Source organism: Carnobacterium sp., assembly GCF_032094055.1.
GTDB lineage: Bacteria > Bacillota > Bacilli > Lactobacillales > Carnobacteriaceae > Carnobacterium_A.
Genome location: NZ_DAMDAK010000096.1, coordinates 3,866 through 8,983 on the forward strand (window position 1 = coordinate 3,866; position 5,118 = coordinate 8,983).

Here is a 5,118-nt window from a genome sequence, read left to right on the forward strand (position 1 = left end):
AAATAAAGCAAGTCGCAAGATTGTGATTATTTGCGGGATTAGCGGTGGATTTAGTGCTGTTTTTGGGACTCCTTTAGCTGGAACAGTTTTTGGTTTAGAAGTGTTGGCTCTAGGTTTAATCAGACATGAGGCTCTACTTCCTAGTTTCTTTTCTGCTTATTTTTCTAATCTAGTCGTCAAAGGATACGGTGTGTCACATATCAAATACACAATGGCTCTTGCACCTGCCGAATCATCCTCCTTATTTTTCAAACTTTTGATAGCTGGAGCTTTATTTGGATTAACAGGTTTAATCTTCAGTCGTTCAATTGTTGTGATCAAAAAATGGTATACGAAATGGATGCCGAATCCTGTGATCCGAACATTCATAGGTGGAGTAGTAGTCGTTTTGCTGGCCCTTATTATTAACAATCGTTCTTATTTAGGCTTAAGTTTACCTTTACTGGATCAAGCTTTTAGCGGTGAGGCACACCCTTTTGACTTTTTAGGTAAATTAGTTTTTACCGTCTTTACCTTGGGAGCCGGTTACCAAGGCGGAGAAGTGACGCCTTTATTTGTAATAGGTGCTACGTTGGGCAGTTCATTGGCCACTTTGCTTTATTTACCTGTCGGATTCTTAGCAGGTCTAGGTTTTATCGGTGTTTTTACGGGAGCTACGAATACTCCTATTGCTTGTTTTATTATGGGAATTGAATTATTTGGTTCAGAAAATGCTATTTATTTATTTTTGATCTGTGTTATGAGCTATATCTGTTCAGGAAATTCTGGAATTTACTCCACTCAAAAAATGAGTATTAAAAAAGGCATTTTATTTGAGGATGATTAAGCAGCTAGGCTGTATTTATTCTTTACATACTAAATATACTAAAAAACTAGCAGAAAATGAGTCAACCACAACTCATTCACTGCTAGTTTTTTTAGTAGCTATTCATTTATTTTATCTACAAAAGCTTTTGTGATCAGTTGCGGTCTTGTAATAGCACTGCCAACTACCATTGAATAGACGCCTAACTCTTGACAACGTTTTGCTTTTTCCGGTGTATCGACATGTCCTTCTGCGATTACGGGTATTTTGACTGTTTTTAAAATTTCTTTTAGTCGGACAAAATCGTCATCCGCAATGTTATGACCTTCCGATTCTTTTGTGTATCCCATTAAAGTTGTTGAAACACAATCAAAGCCAAGTTTTTCAGCTTCAACTGCCTCTTCAATAGTTGAAATATCTGCCATCAATAAAACCTTTGGATACTTTGTTCGAATTTTTTGAACAAAATCAGCTAATTTTTCATTGTTAGGACGTTTACGACAAGTAGCATCTAATGCAATCATCTCACAATTCGTTTCCGCCAATTCGTCAATCTCTTTCATTGTAGCTGTGATAAAAATCTCTGAATCTGCATAATCGCGTTTAACGATTCCTACAACAGGCAATTTTGTATTTTTTTTGATTTCAATGATATCTTCTTTTGAATTGGCGCGGATACCACTGGCTCCGCCTTCTTCAACTGCTACTGCCATACGTCCCATAATATATGAGCTGTGAAGTGGTTCATGTGCTAGAGCTTGACAAGATACAATTAGCTTTGATTTCACTTGTTCCAACATATTCATTTAGTTATTCATCTCCTAATAATTCTGTTACTTCATTTTTGATTACCGTAACTTGCGGCCCATAAATGACTTGAACCCCATTTCCTTTAACTAAGACACCTTTGCTGCCAGTTTCTTTTAATGCAGCCTCGTTAACTTTTGTACCATCTTTTACTGTAACACGCAACCGTGTCGCACAGTTATCCACGTTCACTAAGTTTTCTTCTCCGCCTAAAGCATTAATAATGTTCAATGCACGTCCTTCAGGTTTTTCTCTCTTTTCAGCTATTTCCAATTCATCTGTCCGTCCTGGAGTTTTGAAATTGAATTTTAAAATCAAGAATTTAAATGTGAAGTAATACAAGAAGAACCAAACGATCCCAATTAAAATAACTGTCATCCAATGAGTTTTAGCGTTACCTTGTAAAACCCCGAAAAGCAAGAAGTCAATCAGTCCGCCAGAGAACGTTTGACCAATCGTAATTTGAAAAATATGAGCTAACATAAAAGCTAAACCATCAAAGAATGCATGAACTACATATAGAGCTGGTGCTATAAATAAAAATGAAAATTCAAGCGGTTCAGTGATTCCTGTTAAGAAAGAAGTTAAAGCAGCAGATAACATGAGGCCACCCACAACTTTTTTATTTTCAGGTTTAGCCGTTTTATAAATCGCATAAGCAGCTCCCACTAATCCAAACATCATCGTAATAAAGCGTCCAGACATAAAGCGAGAAGTTCCTTCAAAGAATTGAGTGGTTGAAGGGTCAGCTAATTGAGCAAAGAAAATATTTTGTGTTCCTTGAACTAAGTGACCTCCAACTTCTAAAGTTCCGCCTAACGCTGTTTGCCAGAAAGGCAGATAGAAGATATGGTGTAATCCAAATGGTCCTAATAGACGTAAAATAAATCCATAGAAAAAAGTACCGATATAGCCAGTTGCATTAACGACATCACCAATACTAAAGATAATATTTTGGAACAACGGCCAAACGAAATACATAACGGTTCCTAAAATAATGGCACCAAATGATGTTACGATCGGTACAAAACGAGAACCACCAAAGAAGCCGAGATACTGAGGCAATTCAATTTTATAGTAACGGTTGTGCAGCCAAGAGGCCATTATACCTATCACTAAACCGCCAAAAACACCTGATTCTAGCGTTTGAATCCCTAATGTGACTCCTTGTCCAACAGCTGCTAAATCTTCAGTAACTAAGTTGCCTGTGATCCCTAAAATAGCATTTGTTGTCGAGTGCATAACTAGGTAACCGATCAACGCTGCTAAAGCTGCTGTTCCTTTATCATTACGCGCTAACCCAACTGCTACGCCGACTGCAAAAATAACCGGTAAATTGGCAAAAACAATATTTCCTGCACTACTCATTACAGTAAAGATGGCTTGTAGCCAACTAACATCTAAAATGGGGTAAGCACTAATGGTATTAGGATTAGATAGTGCACCACCGATTCCTAACAATAATCCTGCTGCTGGTAAAATTGCAATCGGTAACATAAAAGATTTGCCGAACTGCTGTGCTTTTTCAAAAAAAGTCTTCATTTTTTTCGCTCCTTTTATTAAACAATTTTATGTTGGCTTTATTCTACTCCATGAAAATGTTTTCGTCAATATAAATAAAAAGAAAATATTTTCTTTTTTAACAAACAAAAAAAGAGCAGAAGAAAACCCCTCTCTTTTTGTTTTTCTATTTTTTTAGTCTTCAATTGAAGCCATTCGATAAGAGACGGTGCGCCCTAAAGGCAATATCACTAATCCTTTAACTTCTGGAGCTAGTAAGTAAGCTTGAGCTCCTTGGTAAATGGGCGTAATGACAGCATCTTTTTCAATCAGCAGCTGCTCAAGTTCCAACATTTTTTCCCATCGGTCTAATGGTTTAAGCGCAAGCGCAGAGCGAACTTCTTCAATCCCTTGATCATACGCTTCATTAACATACCCGCTAGAATTTAATCCGCTAGTAGATTGATAAATCTCCAAGAAGTTGATGGGGTCCTCATAATCCGGTGTCCACGTTGAAAAAGCCATGTCAAATTCGCCTTTATTCGTTAATTCAAGTCGGTTTTTCAATGGAACGTTACGCAAATGAACGGAAACTCCTGGTAAATTTTGTTCAAATTGAGCTTGTAAATATTCCCCTGTTTTTTTAGAAGCTTCGGTATCAGAAGTCAATAGTTCTAAATCAATTTCAGAAATACCTAATTCTTCTTGGGCTTTTTTCCACTCTGTTTGAGCAGCTTCCACATCATAAGCTAAGAAATCACCATTCTCAGCTCGAAAATCTTCATGCGTTTCTGGATTACTAGCATAGTTTGCTGGAATGATCCCATTCAATGCTTCAGACCCATCATTTAAAATGGTTTTAGCAAAAGATTCTTTATCCACAGCTAACGAAAGAGCTTTACGTAAGTGTACGTTTCCTGTCGCTTCCCGTTTTTCATTATATGAAAGATATCCGTATAAAAACTTCAATTGAGTCTGGTAGTCTGCTGAATCTTTATACTGTTTGGCGTATTCATTGGCTAATGTAGTGTATTGAACGTCGCCATTTTCAAATAGATTTACGCCAGTACTGGTTTCTTTAATTACTTCTATGTCGATTTGTTCCATTTTGACATTTTTTGCGTCCCAATAATCAGGATTTTTTGTGAAGGTCCAATTTAAGTTTGTGCCGTTCCATTTAGAAATGATAAAAGGACCGTTAGAAGTTATGGTATCACTATTGGTTCCATATTTTTGCCCTTGCTCGATGGCAAATGCTTTATTTTGCGGGAAGAAAGGTGTACCGGTCAATAATTTAGGCAAATAAGTAATCGGATTTTCTAATGTTAACTCCAATGTCTTTTCATCGAGAGCTTTTACCCCTAATTCATTAAAATCCATTTCACCATTGCGAATGGCAACAGCATTTTTAAAAATGTCCATTTGATTTGAGCTCGGTGATCCATTTTCAGGATCTACTACTTTTTGAAAAGCGTAAACAAAATCTTCGGCTGTCAGTGGATCGCCATTTGACCATGACGTATTTCTTAATTTAAAAGTATAAACGGTGCCTGCCTCATTAACTATAGGATCACTTTCTGCTAAACCTAATTCCGGATTATTTTCGCTATCAATTCGGTACAATCCTTCAAAAATTTGCCCAATCGCATCAGAACTTGTGACATCACTATATAAAGCACTGTCTAATGTAGCTAATTCTCCGGTTGCTGTTGCGCTCATTTTTTGTGAACTACTAGTAGATGATGGATCATTCGATTCTTTCCCACCACTACATGCCGCTAAAGTAAACATAGCCATTGCTAGAAAAATAACTGCTCCTGCTTTTTTCATTTTATTTTCCTCCTCCTTTTCCTGAATAGTACTCTTATTATTTGTTCGTTCTATTGATTTCAGTTTAGCCTGCTAAATTAAAGCTGTCAATTTACAGCGTGTTGCTTTTGCTAAAAGAAAAAGGGTTCTTTGTTAAATTGTGTTGGTAATTCTCAGATAGTGAAATTCCCTCCGGA

Annotated in this window: 4 protein-coding genes; 1 reads left to right on the forward strand and 3 read right to left on the reverse strand. The window is 36.9% G+C overall.

What is annotated here, in order from left to right; translation table 11 throughout:
• A partial coding sequence (locus RT405_RS11905; protein ID WP_313469941.1) for a chloride channel protein occupies positions 1-826 on the forward strand: 826 nt, incomplete at its 5' end.
• 98 nt (positions 827-924) lie between these two features.
• On the opposite strand, the gene RT405_RS11910 is transcribed toward RT405_RS11905, so the two are convergent.
• The 3 genes from RT405_RS11910 to RT405_RS11920 all read right to left on the reverse strand — a co-directional run bounded on the left by RT405_RS11910 (position 925) and on the right by RT405_RS11920 (position 4,942).
• Positions 925-1,611, reverse strand: coding sequence for an N-acetylmannosamine-6-phosphate 2-epimerase (locus RT405_RS11910; protein WP_313469943.1), 687 nt, complete (start codon positions 1,609-1,611; stop codon positions 925-927).
• Between the two features lie 4 nt (positions 1,612-1,615).
• Positions 1,616-3,154, reverse strand: coding sequence for a glucose-specific PTS transporter subunit IIBC (gene ptsG / locus RT405_RS11915; protein WP_313469944.1), 1,539 nt, complete (start codon positions 3,152-3,154; stop codon positions 1,616-1,618).
• Positions 3,155-3,307: 153 nt separating this feature from the next.
• On the reverse strand, positions 3,308-4,942 hold the full coding sequence (locus RT405_RS11920) for a peptide ABC transporter substrate-binding protein (RefSeq protein ID WP_313469946.1): 1,635 nt from the start codon (positions 4,940-4,942) through the stop codon (positions 3,308-3,310).
• Between the last annotated feature and the right edge of the window lie 176 nt (positions 4,943-5,118).